The 19383-nt window shown below is 55.8% G+C and carries 14 protein-coding genes and 6 pseudogenes; 11 read left to right on the forward strand and 9 right to left on the reverse strand.

Annotation, left to right across the window (positions count from 1 at the left end; translation table 11 throughout):
- Position 1 precedes the first annotated feature (1 nt).
- The 6 genes and pseudogenes from fhuB to hrpB all read right to left on the reverse strand — a co-directional run.
- Positions 2–1930, reverse strand: a pseudogene (gene fhuB / locus JZM30_RS04590) (Fe(3+)-hydroxamate ABC transporter permease FhuB).
- Positions 1914–2828, reverse strand: coding sequence for a Fe(3+)-hydroxamate ABC transporter substrate-binding protein FhuD (gene fhuD / locus JZM30_RS04595; protein WP_252317996.1), 915 nt, complete (start codon positions 2826–2828; stop codon positions 1914–1916). The pseudogene fhuB and the gene fhuD overlap by 17 nt, the downstream one beginning before the upstream one ends.
- A 2-nt stretch (positions 2829–2830) precedes the next feature.
- On the reverse strand, positions 2831–3658 hold the full coding sequence (fhuC, locus tag JZM30_RS04600) for a Fe3+-hydroxamate ABC transporter ATP-binding protein FhuC (RefSeq protein ID WP_252317733.1): 828 nt from the start codon (positions 3656–3658) through the stop codon (positions 2831–2833).
- A 371-nt stretch (positions 3659–4029) separates the two neighbouring features.
- Positions 4030–6471: a bifunctional glycosyl transferase/transpeptidase gene (mrcB, locus tag JZM30_RS04605; protein WP_252317734.1), complete on the reverse strand. Its 2442-nt coding sequence runs from the start codon at positions 6469–6471 to the stop codon at positions 4030–4032.
- A gap of 135 nt (positions 6472–6606) precedes the next feature.
- Positions 6607–6990 carry an ATP-dependent helicase C-terminal domain-containing protein gene (locus tag JZM30_RS24585; protein WP_438801471.1) on the reverse strand — a complete coding sequence of 128 codons (384 nt, stop codon included), beginning with the start codon at positions 6988–6990 and terminating at the stop codon, positions 6607–6609.
- Positions 6973–8370, reverse strand: a pseudogene (gene hrpB, locus JZM30_RS04610) (ATP-dependent helicase HrpB); the annotation flags it as partial. The pseudogene hrpB and the gene JZM30_RS24585, both read right to left, overlap by 18 nt.
- Positions 8371–8502: 132 nt before the next feature.
- Between hrpB and thpR the strand changes: the two are divergent.
- The 9 genes and pseudogenes from thpR to panD all read left to right on the forward strand — a co-directional run bounded on the left by thpR (position 8503) and on the right by panD (position 15709).
- A pseudogene (thpR, locus tag JZM30_RS04615) lies at positions 8503–9046 on the forward strand (RNA 2',3'-cyclic phosphodiesterase).
- Between the two features lie 4 nt (positions 9047–9050).
- A complete protein-coding gene (gene sfsA, locus JZM30_RS04620; RefSeq protein ID WP_252317735.1) occupies positions 9051–9782 on the forward strand; it encodes a DNA/RNA nuclease SfsA in 732 nt (243 codons plus the stop codon).
- Positions 9783–9962: 180 nt separating this feature from the next.
- Positions 9963–10418 (forward strand): RNA polymerase-binding protein DksA, encoded by a 456-nt coding sequence (dksA, locus tag JZM30_RS04625; protein WP_252317736.1) that lies wholly within the window; start codon positions 9963–9965, stop codon positions 10416–10418.
- 101 nt (positions 10419–10519) lie between these two features.
- Positions 10520–11299, forward strand: a pseudogene (gluQRS, locus tag JZM30_RS04630) (tRNA glutamyl-Q(34) synthetase GluQRS).
- 318 nt (positions 11300–11617) lie between these two features.
- Complete coding sequence (pcnB, locus tag JZM30_RS04635) at positions 11618–13021, forward strand: polynucleotide adenylyltransferase PcnB (RefSeq protein ID WP_252317997.1); 1404 nt, start codon at positions 11618–11620, stop codon at positions 13019–13021.
- On the forward strand, positions 13018–13497 hold the full coding sequence (folK, locus tag JZM30_RS04640; RefSeq protein WP_252317737.1) for a 2-amino-4-hydroxy-6-hydroxymethyldihydropteridine diphosphokinase: 480 nt from the start codon (positions 13018–13020) through the stop codon (positions 13495–13497). Before pcnB ends, folK begins: the two co-directional genes overlap by 4 nt.
- Positions 13498–13607: 110 nt before the next feature.
- Positions 13608–14380, forward strand: a pseudogene (gene panB / locus JZM30_RS04645) (3-methyl-2-oxobutanoate hydroxymethyltransferase).
- 59 nt (positions 14381–14439) lie between these two features.
- Complete coding sequence (panC, locus tag JZM30_RS04650; protein WP_252317738.1) at positions 14440–15294, forward strand: pantoate--beta-alanine ligase; 855 nt, start codon at positions 14440–14442, stop codon at positions 15292–15294.
- A gap of 34 nt (positions 15295–15328) precedes the next feature.
- Positions 15329–15709 carry an aspartate 1-decarboxylase gene (gene panD / locus JZM30_RS04655; protein ID WP_252317739.1) on the forward strand — a complete coding sequence of 127 codons (381 nt, stop codon included), beginning with the start codon at positions 15329–15331 and terminating at the stop codon, positions 15707–15709.
- Positions 15710–15742: 33 nt separating this feature from the next.
- Here the strand turns inward: panD and JZM30_RS04660 are convergent, their stop codons facing one another.
- Positions 15743–16513, reverse strand: a complete 771-nt coding sequence (locus JZM30_RS04660) for an ABC transporter permease (RefSeq protein ID WP_252317740.1) — start codon at positions 16511–16513, stop codon at positions 15743–15745.
- Positions 16510–17463: an ABC transporter ATP-binding protein gene (locus JZM30_RS04665; protein WP_252317741.1), complete on the reverse strand. Its 954-nt coding sequence runs from the start codon at positions 17461–17463 to the stop codon at positions 16510–16512. The genes JZM30_RS04660 and JZM30_RS04665 overlap by 4 nt, the downstream gene beginning before the upstream one ends.
- Before the next feature lie 113 nt (positions 17464–17576).
- Between JZM30_RS04665 and can the strand changes: the two genes are divergently transcribed.
- A complete protein-coding gene (can, locus tag JZM30_RS04670) occupies positions 17577–18218 on the forward strand; it encodes a carbonate dehydratase (protein WP_252317742.1) in 642 nt (213 codons plus the stop codon).
- A 44-nt stretch (positions 18219–18262) separates the two neighbouring features.
- Here can and hpt read toward each other — a convergent pair.
- Positions 18263–18788, reverse strand: a pseudogene (gene hpt, locus JZM30_RS04675) (hypoxanthine phosphoribosyltransferase).
- Between the two features lie 281 nt (positions 18789–19069).
- Here hpt and JZM30_RS04680 point away from each other — a divergent pair.
- A complete protein-coding gene (locus JZM30_RS04680) occupies positions 19070–19381 on the forward strand; it encodes a hypothetical protein (RefSeq protein ID WP_252317743.1) in 312 nt (103 codons plus the stop codon).
- Positions 19382–19383: the final 2 nt, after the last annotated feature.

Below are 19383 nucleotides of genomic sequence, written 5' to 3' on the forward strand. Positions count from 1 at the left end.
GTTAATGGGCTTGCTTACGCAGCAGATAAATAAAGTAAGGCGCGCCGATAAAGGTCGCCAGCAGACCAGCAGGCACCTGATTAGGAAACAGGATCATGCGGCCCGCCCAATCGGCCAACAGCATCAATATGCCGCCAATCAGTGCGGAACAGCAAAGTTGAGGGATCACGCGGGAGAACCCCGTCATGCGCGCCAGATGTGGGGCCATCAGCCCGACAAAGCTAAGCGGTCCCACCGTCAAGGTTGCCATCGCGGTCAACACCGATGCCAACAGCAAAATCAGCAAGCGCACTGGCGTGACAGCAACTCCTAACGCCTGGGCGGTTACGCTACCCAACGGCAAAATACGCAGCCAACGTTGGCACACTGGCACCATAAGGGCTAGCACCAGTGCTACTCCTGCGGTGTTGATTGCCTGTTCAGACTCAACGGCGTATGTCGACCCAGAAATCCAGGTGATTACACCGCTCATGCGCGGATCGCCGCTCGCCAGCAGCAGCGTAAGCACGGTGGAAAATGCGGTGCTCAGAGCAATCCCCGCCAATAGCATGCGCTGCGTGGAAAACCCACCGCGGCTGGAGATAGTGATCATCACCAACAGTGTCAACGCCGCACCCGCGCTGCCCGCCGGCAACTGCCATGCGCTGGTGTCTCCCGGCATCAGGAACAGCAACAGAATAACCCCGGTCGCCGCCCCCGCGCTGATACCTAACACCTCCTGGCTGCCCATAGGGTTGGCCGTCAGTTTCTGGATCAGTGTACCTGCCATCGCCAACATCATGCCCGCCGTCAGCGCCGCCACCGCCCGCTACCAACGCCAGAGCAACAATTGCGCCAGTTCCTCACCGCGACCCCATTGCCAGCCTTGTGCGCCTTTACCCAGCATCAGCGCTATCGCCAAAGCGCCCAGCAACAGTATTATACCTGCCAACAGCCAGCGTCCCCAGCAGGGGGCCACGGCGTTAATGTCTCCGGCTGGCGCCAACGCAGGCTGGTGCGTGGTGCGTAAGCGCGGCAACAGCCACAGCAGCAGTGGGGCACCAATCAGCGCCGTCACCGCTCCCGTCGGCACTTCACGCCAGACGCGGGTCAGCCACAGCACAGTTTGATCGGTCAATCCCAGCATGCGCGCCAGCAACGGGGCAAACAGGCCAACAAAGCCGATAATCCCCGCCACGTTAACCAGTTGTGCACTGAGAAAAATCGCAACACCAAGCGTGGTTAAGCGCGCCAACATCAGACCTAATCCCAAATTACGCGCCACGCCATCATCCAGTCCCAACAGCGTCAATGGACGCAACAGCAACAACGCCAGCGCAAAACACACCAGCAATCTGGGAAATAGAAACGCCACGCGGCTCCAATCCTGCTGGTTCAGCATGCCGCTGCTCCACAAAAACAGATTCTGTAGCTGCTCATGGTTAAACAGCACCAGCAATTGATTGACGGCAGCACAGTAAAAACTCAGCACCAGGCCAGCAAGCAGCAACGTGATTGGCGACATCTGCTTGCCCCACGAGAGGCCAAACACCAGTACGCCGATACCGAGCGCGCCTGCCATCGCCATCCACTGCTGCGCGACGTCGCCGCCCGGCAGCATCCATAAGGTTGCAACCGTCACCCCGAGCTGAGCACCGGTGGCAATGCCCAGCGTAGCCGGTTCCGCGAGCGGATTGCGCAGCACCTGCTGAAACAGCAGCCCCGCCAGCCCTAGCCCCGCGCCGACCAGCAGCGAGAGCGCCACGCGCGGTAACAGGCTGTAATGGAACAGCAGTTGGCGCAAGTCATCCGTTTCGGGGTTGGCGACGGCCTGCCACCATGTCGCCACTGGCAATGCGTGGCGCAGATTGACGGCCATCATCAACAGCAGCACCGCCAGCATGCCGACCACAATCAGCACCGCGCCAGAGCGCTTAGGCGTTGGCGTCATGACGAGCCTCCAGTGCATCCTGCAATACCTGACAAAAACGCATTGCAGACAGCGTGCTGCCATACAGCCACACCGCCGGTACACGCTGCCAGCGGTGCTGGCGCACAAACGGCAACGCCTGCCATAAAGGGCTGCGTTCCACCTGTGCCATCATGGCCTCGTCACCGTGACCAAAACAGATGGCGTTGGCATCCTGAATGTCCGCCAGGCGCTCAACGCTCACCACCACGCTGCCCCAGAAGCTGGTTTCTTCACGCCAGGCATTTTCAATGCCGAGTTCATCCATCACTTTCTGAAACAGGCTGTTCTTCGCGATAATCAAAACGTGCGTGCTGTCGATAAAAGAGAACAGCAACAGTGGACGACGGGTGTAGGGCAGCAACTGCACCCTAGCCTGCTGCATAAAGGCTGAGAAGGTGTCCAGATGCTGTTCGGCAGCGTCGGGGATGGCTAACCGCTGCGCCAGTTGGCGCAGCGACGCTTTTGCCATAGTCAGCGGCCGTCCGACGTCGTTGTTAAAGCTAAATCCCATGGTCGGGGCAATGCGCGACATTTTCTCCACCGACGGACCATAGCCCGCAGAGTAAAGCATCAACGAAGGCCGCAGCTGCGCCAACAGTTCCATATTGGGTTCGGTACGGAAGCCGACATCAATCACCGACTCGGGCAGTTGCGGCTCCGCAACCCATAGCCGGTAATTCGGGATTTCAGCCACCCCCAGCGGCATAACGCCAAGCGCCAGCAGCAGTTCAGCAGGCAACCACTCGAGCGCCACGATGCGCCGCAGGTCTGGCGGCATCTCGGTTTTTGCCCAGGCGGAACAGCACAGAGGGGAAAGCAACAGCGCCGTCAGCAGGCGACGGCGATCGTAATTGATACGATGGGATAACAAAGCCATCTTTAGCACACAAAGCTTACTGGCGCACCGCCGCCAGGGTGCGGCAGGATCCCCATCGGGATGCCGTACACCGCTTCAAGCACCTGCGGCGTCATGATGGCATCAGGCGTCCCCTGCGCAATCATTTCACCACCGCGCAGCGCCACCAGATAATCACAGTAGCGCGCCGCCATATTGATATCGTGCAGCACGGCGCTCACCGTAAGCCCCTGCTCTCGGCTCATACGTTGGATCAGTGCCAGTACCTCAACCTGATGCGCAATGTCTAACGCCGATGTCGGTTCATCCAGCAGCAGGCAGCGACTGTCCTGCGCCACCGTCATTGCCAGCCAGGCGCGTTGACGCTCACCGCCAGACAGGCTGTCCACCAGACGGTGAGCGAACGGCTTCAGCCCCACGACGGCGATAGCGTTTTCCACTTTTTCACGATCGATGCTGCTAAAACGTCCCAGTGCGCCGTGCCACGGGTAACGCCCTAGCGCAACCAGCTCACGTACCGTCATACCTTCCGCAGCAGGGAGTTGTTGAGGCAGATAAGCAACCTGGCGGGCAAAAGATTTGCTGTCCCAGCCGGGCAATGGCGTGTCCTTGACCGAAATTACGCCGGTACTTGGTGCTTGATGACGCCCCAGCATCTTCAACAGCGTTGATTTACCTGAACCGTTGTGACCAATCAATCCGCATACTTTACCGATGGGAAATGTCAGAGAAAGCGAATGCAGCAGGGTGCGGCCAGGCACAGCAAAACTGACATCGTCGAGCCTAAAGGTGGTATCCGGCCCGTTATCAGCCCGCACCGATTCATGAGAATAGGTGTCTGGATTTTGCATAACCGTCGTAACCCATTGTTGCTGTCCGCCGTTTGTCAGGTAGCAGCATTGTTCACCGAGATGCTACCGACGCAAAAGAGAACGATAATGATTATTATCAAGAGCGGGAATAATAGGCGGACGTGATCCCTCTCGCAAGCAATTTATACCCGTCATACTTCACGTTGCAGATACGTTGGCTGTGCTCACTCCCCCGAATCACTTACTTCAGTGGCTCATCGGGATTGAGGAATCTCATCCCTGAGATTCCACCTGTGGGCCAGCGCTTGCCGTCTTCCTGCAACTCGAATTATTTAGGGTATAGCCCCAAAAAGCACAACGCCCCGGCACAGATCGCGTCGGGGCGTTGTTCATCAGCGTAAACTGCGTAGTTACTGACCAAACATCTCTTTGATCCAGTCAGCGACACCGCTGTCGTTTTGCTGTGCGGGCGCTTGTTGCTGCTGTTGTGCGCTCTGGCACAGTGCTTGCGGGTTTTCCGTCCACACCGGCAATGCCCGGCCTGCGCTGCCATTACAGATAAACTGACCGCCGCTATCGACAGTCATAGTCGCGATACCTTCCGGCGGTGTCAGCATCAGCGCCAGCGGCGTCTGGTTTTCCAGATAGCGGCGATACAGCGTTAACGCACCGTTGGCACCGGTCAGTTTTGCCGGACCGTTGTTATCGCGCCCTACCCAGGTGATCGCCACTTCTTTGCCATCAACACCGGCAAACCAGCTGTCGCGCAGATCGTTGGTGGTCCCGGTTTTCGCCGCCAGATGGTAATTGGGGAACTTCACCGCCAATGAGCGTGAAGTTCCGCGCTCAACCACCTGCTGCATGCCATACAGCGTCAGGTACGCCGCCTGAGTCGACACCGCGCGTTCAGCCTGCGGGAGGCTTTGATACAGCACTCTACCGTCTTCCGCAATCACAGAACGCAGCGCCGACAACGGCGCGCGATTACCGCCGCTGGCGATGGTTTGATACTCCTGCGCCACTTCCATCGGTGTCAGGCTGATGGCCCCCAGCAGCATGGCAGGCACCGGTTGGATCACCTCTTTCGGGATACCCAAACGTTGCAGCGTATTGCTGATCTGCTCCAGCCCAACCGTCATCCCCAAATTGACCGTCGGCACGTTAAGCGAGTTGGCTAATGCATCCACCAACATCACGCGTCCACGGAACTGGCGATCGTAGTTGTTCGGCTGCCACACCTGCCCGTTCTGCTGCTTGAGCGAGAGTGGTTCATCCGCCAACCAGGTATTGAGACGGAAGGTATCGGGCTGACTCAATGCGGTCAGATAGGTCGGCGGTTTTGCCAGTGAACCCACAGGGCGACGCGCCTGCATGGCACGGTTAAAACCGGCGTATTGGGTTCGAGCCCCGCCCACCATGGCGCGAATTTCACCACTAAAACGATCGACAACCACCATGGCAGATTCCAGATCGCTAACGTTGCGTGCCGCACGCAGCGCAGGAATCCCCTCTTCCACCGCTTTTTCAGTCGCATCCTGCGACACCGGATCCAGCGTGGTGAAAATCTTCACGCCGGAAAGATCTTTTACCTTATCCCCCAGTCGCTGCCGCAACTCCTGACGCACCAGTTGCATAAAAGCAGGTTGCGGTGTGATCACGCCTCCTTTCGGCTGCACCCCTAACGGGCGGGCGCTCAGCATGTTGTAGAGACCTTCGTCAATAATCTGCTGGTTTTGCAGCAAACGCAGCACCAGATTACGGCGTTCTAATGTCAGTTGCGGATTACGCCACGGGTTATACAGCGAAGCGCCTTTTACCATACCGACCAACAGTGCCTGCTGATCGAGACTCAGTTCATTCACCGGACGACCGAAGTAGTAAATGCTGGCAAGCGGGAAACCACGAATCTGATCGTTGCCGCTCTGGCCGAGATACACTTCATTCAGGTACAGCTCAAGAATGCGATCTTTGCTGTAGCGGTAATCCATGATCAACGCCATGTAGGCTTCGTTCGCTTTACGCCACAAGGAGCGTTCATTGGTGAGAAACAGGTTTTTCACCAACTGCTGCGTCAGGGTACTCCCGCCCTGCACCGCGCGGCCAGCCGTGATGTTCGCCAGAAAAGCACGGCCAATAGACAGGAAGCTGATGCCGTCATGTTGGTAAAAATGGCGGTCTTCAGTCGCGACCAGCGTATCAACCAGTAAATCCGGGAAACCGGAGCGCTGCACGAACAGCCGCTGCTCCCCGTTAGGGGATTGCATCATGGTGATCAGGCGCGGATCGAGACGAAAGAAACCAAAATTACGTTGGTTTTCCAGATTTTGGATCTGAGCCAGACGATCGTTGGTAAAGATCAGTCGGGCATTGATCTGCCCTTCCTTACCATCGGGGAAATCGAACGGGCGGCGAAGTATATCAATGGTATTACCACGCACGCTGAATTCGCCCGGCCGGGTGATACGCGATACCTGACGGTATTGCATCCCTTCCAGCAGGTTTATCATCTCTTTCTGGCTGTAGGACATGCCCGGTTCGAGGTTCACCATGCGGCCATAAACGGCCGCAGGCAGTTGCCACACTTTGCCTTCGATTCGGCTGCGAATCTGGCTGTCAAGATAGACGCCATACAGCGCAAGCACCACGGCGAAGACCAGCGACAGCTTAATGAACAACCCAAGCCAGCGTCTTTTTTTACGCGGTTTTTTGCTCATCTCGTCCTCATCGTACTTGTCATCCTCTTCTTCATAGTCATCCCTTCGACTACGACGCCGGGTCGCCTGAGCGCGCGGCGGTTTTAGTCCTGACGCTCTTCCTTTGCGTCCGATAGGTTCACGATCGTCCTGTGACATTGCGGTTACTTCTCCGTCAGGTTAATGACAATAACAGCACCACTATAGACGTAGGCGCTGACTGTCGTCGCTTACTCTGTTGTTCCGCCCGGTTTCAGAAAAGCAGAACCGTCTGAAATACGTTGCAATAACGTATCATGGCGTCTGGTATTTCTTCGTGCGCCGCGTCGGCGCAGTATTGGCAGGATCGTCCGGCCATACGTGTTTGGGATAATGCCCTTTCATCTCTTTTTGCACCTCACGGTACGCTCCTTGCCATAAGGCGGCCAGATCGCGCGTGACCTGCAAAGGTCGATGCGCCGGAGAGAACAGTTCCAACACTACGGCAACGCGCCCTTCTGCCACCGTGGGGTTCTGCCGCTCACCAAACATCTCCTGCATACGTACCGCGAGCGCCGGCGGCTGATCGTGATGATAGAGCAACGGCAGATGGCTGCCGCCCGGTGCGGTGTAATGGCGCCGCAGCGCGCTTTCCAGCCGCTGTCGCAGCAACGCATCGTAAAGGTCAATCCGCGTCATCAACTGCGTGGCACGCTGCCGCCAGGAGGGCGAAGGCCGCGCAAGTAAACGCTCAATGTCCAGCGGTCCCATACGCGGCGGTTCTTCTAACAGCGTCGCCAACAGACAGGCGGTGGCCTGCGTTTGCGCATCCTGCTGTGCGGTGCTGTGCAACATAGCCGCCAAACGAGGCTCGATGCCCCGTCGGGCGATATGGCGTCCACGGGTCGTAAGCCTCCCGGCATTGTCGGTTACCTGCAATTGCGTCAGCAAACGACGTGCAGCATCAAGAGCTGGCGTCGGCGGGACATCCAGCCAGGTGAGCGACTCAGCGGAGGTGCAGCCCCATTGCAACAGTTCAAGCCAGACGCTGCTCAAATCGCTGTTTAACATTTCCTGGCTGCTTTGTGCGGCGGCACGCTCCGCCTGATCTTTTGCGCACAGGTGCACGCACAAGCCCGCTTCCAGTCGTCCGACGCGCCCCGCCCGTTACGTCATCGATGCCTGACTGATGTGCTGCGTCACTAAGCGCGTCAGCCCGCTTTTCACATCAAAACGGGCAACGCGCTCCAGTCCACTATCGACCACCAGCCGAATACCTTCAATTGTCAGGCTGGTTTCTGCAATATTGGTGGACAACACCACTTTACGTCGCCCCGGCGCGGCAGGGAGAATCGCTTTCTGCTGGTAGGTAAGCGTCTCTTGCAGCATGGCTTCAACCCGTTTGATCTCCGCCACGCCGGGCAAAAACACCAACGCCGATCCGGGCTGTTCCGTCAGCAAACGGCGAATCTGCCGGGCAATGCCCTCTTCCAACCGTTCCTGATTGCCCAACGGCTGATAGTTGCGATCCACTGGAAAAGCCCGCCCCTGTGACACCACCGTCTCCGCCGTCGGTAATAACGCAGCCAAACGCGCGTTATCCAGCGTGGCGGACATAATGAGCAGAGCCAGATCCTCGCGCAGCCCTTGCTGAACATCGAGCAGCAGCGCCAATGCCAAATCCGCCTGCAAGCTGCGCTCGTGAAATTCATCCAGAATCACCAGCGACACGCCCGTCAGTTCGGCATCCCGTTGCAGCATGCGTGTCAGCACCCATTCAGTGACCACTTCGATGCGCGTCTGGGGGCCGACGCGCGTTTCAGCGCGCATGCGGTAACCGATGGTGCCACCCGGCGTTTCACCCAGTTGTTCCGCCAGGCGCCCCGCCACGTTTTTGGCCGCTAACCGACGCGGCTCAAGTAAAATGATCCGGCCAGAGAACCCGCCCATTTCCAGCAATTTTAGCGGCAGCCAGGTGGATTTTCCCGCCCCGGTAGGTGGGTGCAATAAAACTTGAGGCGCGCGGCCTAACGCTTCAATGACCTCATTCAGCACGACGCTGACCGGCGGTAAACTCACAGCATTCTCCTCTACAATAGCGTCTTCCTGGCGCAACGCATGTTCGCACAAAATAGGGCATTGCGCGAAAGCGGTGGTTGTCGCCTTCGAATCGGCATTGTAGCATCCTCGGTTATCCGCGTAGAGAGAGCCATGTTAAGCACACGCCGCCTGTTTTTTGCCTTGTCCTTACCCGATGCACTGGCGCAAACGCTGGTTCAGTGGCGTGCCCAGCACTTTGCCCCAGAGGCGGGACGCCCGGTCGCTGCTGCCAATATGCATATGACGCTGGCCTTTTTGGGTGAAGTGAGCGAGCAAAAAGAGCGCGCCCTTCGGCTGCTGGCCGACAGAATCCGTCAGCCCGCTTTTCAGTTGCATCTTAACGACGCAGGCCAGTGGCCGCGCCCCGGCGTTGTATGACTGGGCTGCCGTCAGGCACCGCGCGGCTTGCTGCAATTGGCCACGCTGTTGCGATCGCAAGCGGCGCGCAGCGGTTGCTACCAAAGCCCGCAACCCTTTTACCCGCATATCACACTGTTGCGCGGCGCCACGCGCCCCGTGGCGCTTCCCCCCCGCCAATTTTGACTGGACGTTGTCGGCCGAGCGCTTTGCCCTGTATGAATCTCGCTGGGAACAGGGAAAAACCCGCTACCAACAGGTCGCGGAATGGCCGTTGGCCCACCATAACGCAGGATAACCCGATGAACTTTACGCCGCCGCTCAAACCGGCACGGTTGATTAAACGTTACAAACGCTTCCTTGCCGATGTGGTTACGCCCGAAGGAGAAACCTTTACGCTGCACTGTGCCAACACCGGTGCGATGACTGGGTGCGCCACACCGGGTGATACAGTGTGGTACTCCACCTCAGATAACCCCAAGCGTAAATACGCGCACAGTTGGGAACTTACAAAAACCGCGCAGGGGCATTGGATTTGTGTCAATACGCTGCGCGCCAATCATCTGGTGCATGAAGCGCTGCTGGCGCAACGCATTCCTAAGTTGGCCGGCTACCGCCAAATCACCCCCGAAGTGAAATACGGCACGGAGAACAGCCGCATTGACCTGCTGTTACAGGCACCGGGGCAGATTAACTGCTATATTGAGGTGAAGTCAGTTACATTATTGCAACAAACGCCGTTGCATATGTCGCCTCACCAGGGATTTTTTCCAGATGCCGTGACGCAGCGCGGACAAAAACACCTGCGCGAATTGATACAGGTGGCTGAAAACGGCGAACGTGCAGTGCTGTTTTTCGCGGTGCTGCACTCTGGCATCGCCGAAGTTGCGCCTGCACAGCACATCGATGCCCGTTATGCAGAATTATTTTGCGAAGCGCGGCAAAAGGGGGTTGAAATTTTTTGCTATGCCACCACATTATGCCCTGACGGTATTACGCTCACGTACCCGTTGCCGTTAACCGTAACGCGATAAAGACGGTAGGTGCCTTTACCTGTTGTTTATTATCGGATGTGACGACGAGGTTCCTGGTACCTTATCAGGCCTGTGACAGGAATTATTGCCAACCCCAGTTCCATCTGCTATTTATAGCGGCCTGTTTTTCTCCCCCCTTAGGGATCGATAGTGCGTGTCGAGTTATGTAGGAGAAGCAACATGCAAGAAGAGCAAAACCGTAAGACATCTTCTCTGAGCATTCTCGCAATTGCCGGAGTGGAGCCGTACCAGGAAAAGCCGGGCGAAGAGTACATGAACGACTCCCAATTGGCTCATTTCAAGCGTATTCTTGAAGCATGGCGCAATCAACTCAGGGATGAAGTGGATCGCACCGTTTCCCATATGCGCGATGAAGCAGCCAACTTCCCGGATCCGGTCGATCGCGCCGCACAGGAAGAAGAGTTCAGTCTGGAACTTCGTAACCGCGATCGGGAACGCAAGTTGATCAAAAAGATTTCCAAAACACTACAGAAAATCGAAGACGAGGACTTCGGCTACTGTGATTCTTGTGGTGTTGAAATTGGTATCCGTCGCCTGGAAGCGCGTCCTACCGCTGATTTATGTATTGACTGCAAAACGCTGGCGGAAATCCGCGAGAAACAGATGGCGGGATAATCCCACAGTAGGGCGGAAAAGCTGTTCCGCTTTACGTTTTTGCCGTAGCGTCATCTCCCGGCACCGAATGCGGGAGTGACGTGCTGGCATTATTCACCCGTATGCCTGACACCCATCGTTATACCGGCCGTTTTGCCCCATCGCCTTCCGGCGATCTTCATTTTGGTTCCCTGATCGCAGCATTAGGCAGCTATCTACAGGCACGCGCCCATCGTGGCCGCTAGCTGGTGCGCATTGAAGACATCGATCCGCCGCGCGAAGTCGCTGGCGCGGCAAGCCGCATTCTTTCACAGTTGGAACACTACGGTTTGCTGTGGGATGGCCCAGTGCTTTATCAGTCCCAACGGCATGCGCGTTATCTGGAAGTGCTGGCCAAACTGAAAGCGCGCCACCAGTGCTACTACTGCGATTGCACGCGCCAACGCATTCATTCACTGGGCGGGCAGTATGATGGCCATTGCCGTACGCGCCAACTGGGCCCTACTCACGCCGCCCTTCGTTTGCGCCAAGACAACCCGGTGTTGCACTTTCACGACAGGTTGCGCGGAGAACTGTATGCCGTTCCAGCGCTGGCACAGGAAGATTTTATCATTCACCGCCGCGATGGATTATTCGCCTATAATCTTGCCGTTGTGGTGGATGACCACAATCAAGGGGTAACGGAAATCGTGCGCGGCGCAGACCTGATCGCCCCTACCGTCCGGCAGATCGCGCTCTATCAACAGCTAGGCTATCCGGTACCGGATGGCGATCCGCGTCCGGTACTGTTAAGCGCGCTGCGCTTTCTTAATCAGCCGTTGCCGTAGCATTGGCAGGACATGGCGTTGCCGCTCCTTTTACAGTGGGCCGTTAGCCGTTGGTCACTCGCGTCTATATCCTAAATAATTCGAGTTGCTGGAAGACGGCAAACGAATGACAAATCAGTCTGGAACAGATTTGAACAGCGCTCGCACTGGCCCGCAGGGGGAATCTCAGGGATGAGATTCCTCAATCCCGATGAGCTTACTCAAGTAAATGATTCGGGTAAAAAGAGTGTAGCCAACGCACCTGCGGCTTGAAGTATGACGGATATATTCCGTTAATCGGAGCATTCGATGTGGCTGAGGCAACATCGGCATTCTCAAAGGTGGCGCGGTGAGCTATGATTAGCCGCTATTTTTTGTTGTGCCGTTATTTTTTCATCACTATCGAGGTGTACCATCTTTACCCGAGTCGCTAATTTTTGTCGCAAGGTACTCAGCCGCGACAATGACGTGGCCACCGCGGAGCCCGTGCGCCAGGCTATGACCGTGATTCCGCGCGACCAGCATAACCTTTCGCGCAGTGATATCAGCGAAAATGCGCTGAAGGTACTCTATCGCCTGAACAAATCGGGCTATGAAGCCTATCTGGTTGGCGGCGGCGTAAGAGATCTGCTGCTGGGGAAAAAACCAAAAGATTTTGATATCACCACCAATGCGACGCCGGAGCAGGTGCGTAAATTATTTCGCAATTGCCACTTGGTTGGCCGCCGTTTCCGCCTCGCTCACGTTATGTTTGGCCCTGAAGTGATCGAAGTCGCGACCTTTCGCGGCCATCACGAGCAACATCAGGAGCAGCAGCTAAAAACCACTTCGCAGCAGGCACAGAGCGGCATGCTGTTACGCGATAATATTTTCGGCAGCATTGAAGAAGATGTGCAACGCCGCGATTTTTCCATTAACAGCCTCTATTACAGCGTCGCCGATTTCAGCGTGCGTGATTACACCGGCGGGTTAAACGATCTGCGTCAGGGCGTGATCCGGTTGATTGGCGATCCCGAAACCCGCTATCGGGAAGATCCGGTACGCATGCTGCGCGCCGTGCGCTTCGCCGCCAAACTAAACATGACCATCAGCCCGGAAACCGCCGAGCCGATTCCACGTCTGGCGACATTGCTGCACGATATCCCCGCCGCACGCCTGTTTGAGGAATCTCTGAAGCTGTTGCAAGCGGGCTACGGTTACCCGACGTACCGTTTGCTGTGCGAATACCAACTGTTTCAGCCGCTGTTCCCGCTGATCAGCCGCCACTTCACGCCTAACGGCGATAGCCATTTGGAAAAAATGGTGGCGCTGGTGTTAAAGAACACCGACCAGCGGTTGCAAAATGACATGCGCGTTAATCCGGCGTTTCTGTTTGCCGCCATGCTGTGGTACCCGTTGATCGAGCATGCGCAGAAACTGGCACAGGAGAGTGGATTAACCTACTTCGACTCCTTCGCCCTTGCCATGAACGAAATTTTGGACGAACAGTGCCGTTCTCTTGCCATTCCCAAACGTATCACCTCGTTAGTGCGTGATATATGGCAGTTGCAGTTGCGCCTGTCACGGCGTCAGGGCAAACGCGCCTACAAGCTGATGGAGCACCCGAAATTCCGCGCTGCCTACGATTTGTTGTGCCTGCGTGCCGAAATTGAGCGTCAGCCAGAGCTGCAACGTCTCTCTCAATGGTGGGGAGAATTCCAGGTCGCTACGCTGCCGCGCCAGCAAGCCATGCTCAGCACGCTGGATGATGGCCCTACGCCACATCGCCACTCCCGACGCCGTAAGCCGAGTGCGCCGCGCAGAGAAAGAACCTCGTGACACGCGTTTATCTGGCGCTGGGTAGCAACCTGGCGCATCCGCTACAACAGGTTAACTCCGCGCTGGCGGCGCTGGATAACGTGCCGCACACCCGCGTGCAATGCTGCTCACCGTTTTATCGCAGCCGTCCATTGGGCCCGCAAGATCAGCCCGACTATCTCAATGCGGTGGTGGCATTGGACACTATGCTCGCGCCAGAAATTCTGCTCGACCACACCCAAGCCATTGAACAGCAGCATGGCCGCGAGCGCAAAGCGCACCGCTGGGGGCCGCGCACGCTGGATCTGGATATTCTGCTGTATGGCAATGAAACCCTGCACACCGCGCGTTTAACCGTTCCTCACTACGACATGAAAAACCGGGAATTCATGCTGTATCCGCTGGCCGATATCGCCCCGGATTTGCACTTTCCTGACGGTGAAGCACTGGCATTGCGCCTGTCCGCCGTACCGCGCAATGGCATGACGCTGTGGTAGGAGCAAGGCTGATATCACCCAGGTCACATTTCCCCCCTTCAACGGCTATGCCTTAAGGCAGGCTTCATTTAAGATGCTCTCCTGACTTTTTCGATTCCGGGAGGCTGCCAATGAAACCGACAACCCTAACCTACCTACGCAAGTGTAAGCAGGATAAGCGTAAATTCGCGACCATTACCGCCTATGACGCCAGTTTTGCCCGCTTATTCTACGACAATGGCATTCGCGTGATGCTGGTGGGTGATTCGCTAGGCATGACGTTACAAGGCCATGATTCCACGCTGCCAGTGACCGTCAGTGACATTGCCTATCACACCCGCTGTGCCTGCTGCTTGCTGACCTGCCGTTTATGGCTTATACCACGCCAGAGCAAACGTTTACGAATGCGGCGGAAGTGATGCGCTCCGGTGCCAACATGGTTAAACTGGAAGGCGGCCAATGACTTGCCCCCACGGTGAAGATGCTGACCGAGCGCGCGGTACCCGTGTGCGGCCATCTGGGATTGACGCCGCAATCGGTGAATATTTTCGGTGGCTACAAAGTTCAGGGACGCGATGAGGCTGCGGCGGCGCAATTACTGGATGATGCGTTAGCGTTGGGGGCTGCGTGCGCCCAACTGCTGGTGCTGGAATGCGTGCCGGTTCCGCTGGCACAGCGTGTCACCGAGGCATTGTCGATCCCTGTTATCGGCATTGGCGCAGGTAACGTCACCGATGGCCAAATTCTGGTGATGCACGATGCGTTCGGCATCACCGGCGAGAACACACCCAAATTTGCTAAAAACTTTTTAGCACACAGCGCCGACATCCCCGCCGCCGCGCGTCTTTATGTGCAGGAAGTTGAGCAGGGACTTTACCCTGCCGAGGAACATTCGTTCCGTTAAGCTAAACCCTTTACCACAGCAAGTATTGATAAAAATGATGAGTACAAAGGAGCAAGACCGTGTTGATTCTTGAAATCCCTTTGCTATTACGCCGTGAGATTCGCCACTGGCGTCAAGAGGGGAAACGCATTGCATTGGTGCCTACCATGGGCAATCTGCATGACGGACACATGACGCTGGTAGACGATGCGCGGGCACGCGCCGATATTGTTATCGTCTCCATTTTCGTCAACCCGATGCAGTTCGATAAACCCGACGATCTGAAACGTTATCCACGCACCTTGCAAGAGGATTGCGAAAAGTTAACCCGTCGTAACGTGGATCTGTTATTTGCACCCTCACCAGAGACAGTCTATCCGCATGGACTGGGCCAGCAAACGTTTATCGAGGTGCCGGGGTTGTCTGCCATGCTGGAAGGCGCCAGCCGTCCGGGCCATTTTCGCGGTGTGGCAACCATTGTCAGCAAGTTGTTTAACATGGTACAACCCGATATCGCCTGCTTTGGTGAAAAGGATTACCAGCAGTTAGCGCTGATTCGCCAGATGGTGCGCGACATGGGCTACGACATTGATATCGTCGGTGTGCCGATTGTCCGTGCACCGGACGGGCTGGCACTCAGCTCGCGCAACGGTTATCTTAGCCCGGAAGAGCGCCAGTCTGCGCCCGCGCTAAAACGCATCATGGATCAGATGGTAGATAAACTCAGCAACGGCGATCGCCAGCTTGAGGAAATAGTAACCAGTGCTGCAGAAGCGTTACGTGAAGCCGGGTTCACGCCCGATGAGCTCTACATTCGCGATGCGGATACGCTGCAAGAACTGACCGTGGCCAGCACGCGCGCGGTGGTATTGATGGCAGCCTGGCTGGGTAAGGCCCGCTTGATTGATAATCAGCAGGTCGTACTGGTCGATTGACTGGCATGACAGACATTAACCGAGGTAACCGACAGTGATACGCACCATGCTACAAGGTAAGCTGCACCGGGTAAAAGTCACCCAGGCAGATCTCCACTATGAAGGTTCTTGCGCCATCGATCAGGATTTCATGGATGCAGCGGGCATTCTGGAATACGAAGCCATCGATATCTACAACGTGGATAACGGGGCGCGTTTCTCTACCTATGCCATTGCGGCAGAAAGAGGATCACGCATTATTTCTGTCAATGGGGCGGCGGCACACTGCGCCTGCGTCGGCGACAAACTGATCATCTGCTCCTATGTACAGATGTCAGACGAAGAAGCGCGCACACATCACCCGAAAGTCGCCTATTTCTCCGGTGATAACGTGATGTCGCGCCAGGCGAAGGCGATTCCGGTTCAGGTCGCCTAAAAGCAACGGGGCCATAATGACCCCGTTTTTCTCTCAACTTCGCAGGCCGCGCCCGCGTTCGATCAGCCACCACGCCAGCACGTAAAACACCAGAATAAACACCAGCAACACCGCCATGGTGAAAGCCAGCGGTACATCCTGAATGCCGAGAAAGCCGTAGCGGAAACCGCTTATCATGTACACCACGGGATTGAGCTTGGACACCGCTTGCCAGAATGGCGGCAGCAGCGTCAGCGAATAAAACACGCCGCCAAGGTAGGTTAACGGCGTCAGCACAAACGTCGGGATAAGGCTGATGTCATCAAAGGTTTTGGCAAATACCGCATTCAGCAATCCGGCCAGAGAGAACAGTACCGCCGTCAGCAGTAGCGTAGCCACCACCACCCACCAGGCATGCACATGCAGCGGAACAAAAAACAGCGACACCGCCGTGACCAACACACCGACACACACGCCGCGGGCTACCCCGCCCCCCACGTAACCGGCAATAATGATGTGTGTCGGAACGGGCGCCACAAGCAACTCTTCAATATTGCGCTGAAATTTAGCGCTGAAGAAAGACGCTGCGACGTTAGCATAGGCGTTGGTGATCACCGCCATCATGATGAGCCCAGGTACGATAAACTGCATGTAGTCGAAACCGTGCATTTCACCGATACGGGAGCCAATCAGGCTACCGAAGATAAGGAAATAGAGCGTCATGGTGATCACTGGCGGCACCAGCGTTTGTATCCAGATGCGACTGAAACGGTTGATCTCTTTGGTCCAGATACTTTTCATGGCGACCCAATATAACTGCGTCATGCTTTTTTCGCCTCCCCGCTGGCCTTCACATGTTTCATCTTTTCACCGTTAACCATGGAGACGAACAACTCTTCCAGACGGTTCGCCTTGTTACGCATACTCAATATTTGAATCCCTTGCGTGCTTAATTGGCTGAAAACGCCATTGAGTCCCTGCTCACGCATCACGTCCACTTCCAGCGTTGAAGTATCTGTCAGACGGTGGGCATACCCCTCCAGCTTGGGCAGCGGGCTTTTCGGTGCTAGATCGAGAATAAAGGTTTCCGATTGCACGTTGGCAAGTAATGCCTTCATCGAGGTGTTTTCTACCAATTCACCATGCTGAATAATGCCAATATTGCGGCACAGCATTTCCGCTTCTTCCAGGTAGTGCGTGGTGAGAATGATGGTGGTGCCCTGCGCGTTCAGCGCTCTGAGAACCCCCCACATGGAACGACGCAGTTCGATATCCACCCCGGCGGTTGGCTCATCAAGGATCAACAATTTGGGTTCATGCATCAGGGCGCGCGCAATCATCAAACGGCGCTTCATCCCACCGGAAAGCATGCGTGCCTTTTCCTGACGCTTTTCCCACAGATCGAGCTGCTTGAGGTATTTCTCCGCCCGTTGCAGGGCGTCCTGGCGCGACACACCATAGTACCCCGCCTGATGGGTAACTATTTGCAGCACCGTTTCAAACGGGTTGAAGTTAAACTCTTGAGGCACCAGCCCGAGTTGGCGCTTGGCGTTAACGATATCGCGCTCCAAATCGTAGCCGAAAACGCGCACCTTACCGGAAGATTTGTTTACCAGTGAGCTGATGATACCAATCGTGGTCGATTTCCCTGCGCCGTTCGTTCCCAGCAGCGCATAAAAATCCCCAGCCTCCACACGCAGATCGATACCGCGCACTGCCTTGACGCCCCCTGGGTACGTTTTGGTCAGTTTCTCCAGTTCCAGTGCATATGTCATAACAAGTTAACTAGCCCTATTATCAATGAGTGACTCAGTTTCGATTTTAAAACATTCACGCTTGCCTTATATTACCTTTCACTGCCCTTTTTTGTCACAGGCCATTTACTTTCATGAAAGATATTGAAACGCTCCTCGCCAACAACCAGCGTTGGTCCAACACCATGGTTGAAGAAGATCCGGGTTACTTTGAACGCCTGGCGTTGGCACAAAAACCCCGTTTTTTGTGGATTGGCTGCTATGACAGTCGCGTACCCGCTGAAAGCCTGACCAGCCTTGCGCCCGGCGAGCTGTTCGTTCACCGCAATGTGGCAAACCTGGTTATCCATACCGATTTAAACTGCCTTTCCGTGGTGCAGTATGCCGTTGAAGTGCTCGAAGTCGAACACATCATCATTTGTGGGCATTACGGTTGCGGCGGCGTGCAGGCGGCGGTAGAAAACCCTGAATTGGGGCTTATCAACAACTGGCTGCTGCACATCCGTGATTTGTGGTACAAGCATAGCTCGCTGTTGGGAGAATTGCCGCCCGAAGAACGCTTTAACAAACTGTGTGAAATCAATGTTGTAGAACAAGTCCATAACCTGGGTCACTCTACCATCATGCAATCCGCCTGGAAGCGAGGCCAAAAGGTCACGATTCACGGCTGGGTGTATGGCATCAAGGACGGTTTGTTAAGCGATCTGGAAGTTACCGCTACTAGCCGCGAAACGCTAGAACAGCGCTATCGCCGCGCCATCTCTTCCCTGATCTGATTTTACAGGGGCACCTTATGTGCCCCTCTATCTGGCGCGACAACTTATTCCTGCGGAATCACCTTGCCAATATAAGGCAAATGCCGATAGTGCTGTGCGTAGTCGATACCGTATCCCACCACAAATTCGTCAGGAATAGAAAAACCGACCCACTCCACTTTCACGTCAACTTCCCGACGCTCCGGCTTATCCAGCAGCGTACAGATAGCCAGCGACGCAGGCTCACGCAGACGCAGAATTTCGCGTACTTTGCTCAGGGTGTTTCCGGAATCGATGATGTCTTCCACGATCAGCACATGTTTACCACGGATGTCTTTATTCAGATCTTTGAGGATCTTGACGTCTCGCGTAGAACTGGTACCGCTCGTAGCTGGATGCCGTCATAAAGTCCACTTCGTGGGAGACATCGATAGCACGACATAAATCGGCCATGAAAATAAACGAACCGCGCAGCAGCCCGACTAACACCAGATCGCTGTCACTGCCACGATAGTGCTGGCTGATTTCCTGACCTAATGCGCTCGCGCGCGCGTCCGTTTCGGCAATCATGACGTCCACAGTATGTTTCATCATACACATCACTCGTTTTAAAAAAGGGCGACACCACAGCGCTACACGGCTTATTCGCAGCCTGTTCACGGTCTCTTTGAGGCGCGCAGTATAACGGCCACAGCACAGGGTTCTCAATGACACAGGAAAAGGCTTATGCGCCTCTCATTGCCAGACGATCGCAAAATGACAGGAGTGTAAGTGAAGCGTTATCGCAGCATAAAACTGGGTAAAACACATTGCGCCTCCCTGCCAGAGCGGCTTTGATAAGGCCTGAATTCAGCCAGCGAGAAAGGTCTTTTATGAACATGACACACCCGCACCCTACTCTTTTGCTTGCCCTGCTGTTAGGGCTCTCTTGGATAGCGAAGGCCGCACCAGACACACCACGGCCACTGCCTATAGGTGCCCCTCACTTTGCCAAAAGCGAACTCTCGCCTCCGCCACCTGTACCACCGCTGTACGAGGCATCTATGCAAACCCACCAGTCCGCAGAAGCGCTTGGTAAGCTGATTGCCAATGCCCCACAGACGGAGAACAAAAACTATGAAGTGAGAGTGATGATTCGCGAGCTGCCAGCGCCACCGGCGGAGGTGAGCAAAGCCGACAAATAGCC

The organism is Candidatus Symbiopectobacterium endolongispinus (genome assembly GCF_018777385.1).
Taxonomy (GTDB): domain Bacteria; phylum Pseudomonadota; class Gammaproteobacteria; order Enterobacterales; family Enterobacteriaceae; genus Symbiopectobacterium; species Symbiopectobacterium endolongispinus.